This is a genomic window from Arthrobacter sp. TB 26, assembly GCF_000427315.1.
Lineage (GTDB): Bacteria > Actinomycetota > Actinomycetes > Actinomycetales > Micrococcaceae > Arthrobacter.
On the sequence record NZ_AUPJ01000051.1, the window covers coordinates 12,354 to 13,935 of the forward strand.

Annotated in this window: 1 protein-coding gene and 1 pseudogene (1 of these 2 running past the window's edge); both read right to left on the reverse strand. The window is 68.9% G+C overall.

From position 1 onward, the window contains the following. Nucleotides 1–219: pseudogene (locus K789_RS21925) on the reverse strand (winged helix-turn-helix transcriptional regulator); it reaches 299 nt to the left of the window's first position. A 130-nt stretch (nucleotides 220–349) separates the two neighbouring features. Next, entirely contained in the window at nucleotides 350–1,522 is a 1,173-nt protein-coding gene (locus K789_RS0100865; protein WP_237739467.1) for a glycosyltransferase 87 family protein, read from the reverse strand. Nucleotides 1,523–1,582: the final 60 nt, after the last annotated feature.

Here is a 1,582-nt window from a genome sequence, read left to right on the forward strand (position 1 = left end):
GTCGTACGGCCGGCGGGTGAGCAGTCCGGCGTCGACGAGGGCAGAGAGCCGCCTGGTGAGCACGGAATCCGCCGCCCCGAGCCGGGCCTTCATCGCGTCGAAGCGGCCGTTGCCGAAGAAGACCTCGCGGAGGACCAGCATGCCCCACGGGTCGCCAAGGATGTCCAGGCCGCGGGCCATGCTGCAGTTGCGCTGGGACCAGTCGGAACGAAGTGCCATGCGGACCAACCTAGCTGACTATCTTCAAGAAAGCCAGGGTGGTCGCCGAGAGGACAGTTCGCGGCAATGTTTCGTGCGAACACTGCCGCGAACTGCGAACTCGCGGGGGCGGGCGGGACGGAAGAGCAGGCTACTCCCCCGGGATACCTTCCGGGCGGAGCGCGGCGCGGGACGGCCGGTAGGCCAGCGCCCAGTAGACCAGCATGGCGATGCCACAGAGCACGCCGAGGCTGGCCACGATGAGCTGCCACTGGGTCTGCGGGTCTTTGCCCCACTCCGCCGCCCCTGCCATGACTGACAGGTACTTGGGCGTCAGGTAGAACGACAGGGCCGAGAACGCGACGATGATCCACCCGGCCAGTCGCATCCGCCCGTTGCGGGAGGGCACACGGTGGATAGCGAAGCCCATGCAGGGCAGTGCCACGGCCATCCAAACCCAGTGGTGGGACCAGGACACCGGGCTGACCAGCAGCATCAGCACGGCGGTGGCGGAGACGGCGACGAAGTTCTCGTCCGCGGCCACCGCCCACGCGATCACGAGCGCGGCAGTCGCGGCCAGGGCCAGGGACAGCACCAGCCACAACAGGCTGGTCAGGCCGGAATCCGGCAGTCCCAGGTGCAGCAGCAGGCCCTTGACCGAGAGGTTGTCCACGTAGGCCGGCCCGCCGATCCGTCCGGTGTCGGGCAGGATCCTGGTCCAGAAGGTCAGTGAGGCCGTGGGCAGCACGGCCCAGGCCAGGCCGATCGAGCCGAAGAAGCCGGCGGCCATCCAGCCGAGGGCCCTGAAGTCGCGGCGGACCAGGAAATAGAGCCCGAACGCGAGCGGGGTCAGCTTGATGCCCGCCGCGATGCCGATCAGCAGCCCCGCGGGCCAGCGGATCTCCCCCGCCCGGGCTTTACCGTAGAGCGCAAAGTCGGCCAGGATCAGGCCCATCAGGATGATGTTGATCTGGCCGAAGTCGAAGGTGTCCCGCCAGGGCCCCAGGAGCAGGATCGCTGCGGTGCCGGCCAGCGCCACGGCCCGGAAACGCCAGTCGGCGAACGCGTTCCGCCAACTGCCGAGGCGGAAGTAATGCCGTGCGAGCCAGGCGGACACGATTGCGGCACCCAGCAGCGCCGCGGTGATGAACACGAGGCTGCCGCCGCTCTGGCCCAGCGTCGCCAGGGCTGCGAACAGCAGCGCGGCGAAGGGCGGGTATGTGAACGGCAGCCCGTCCCGCGCGGCATAGAGCTCATTGACGCCGGTCTCGCCGGACTGGAGCACCCGGTTGCCGCCGTAGAAGTAGACCTCGAAGTCGTTCATCAGCGGGATGTACGACGAGTACAGCACCGCCAGGGCGACGACGACGGCGAGCGCGCCGGC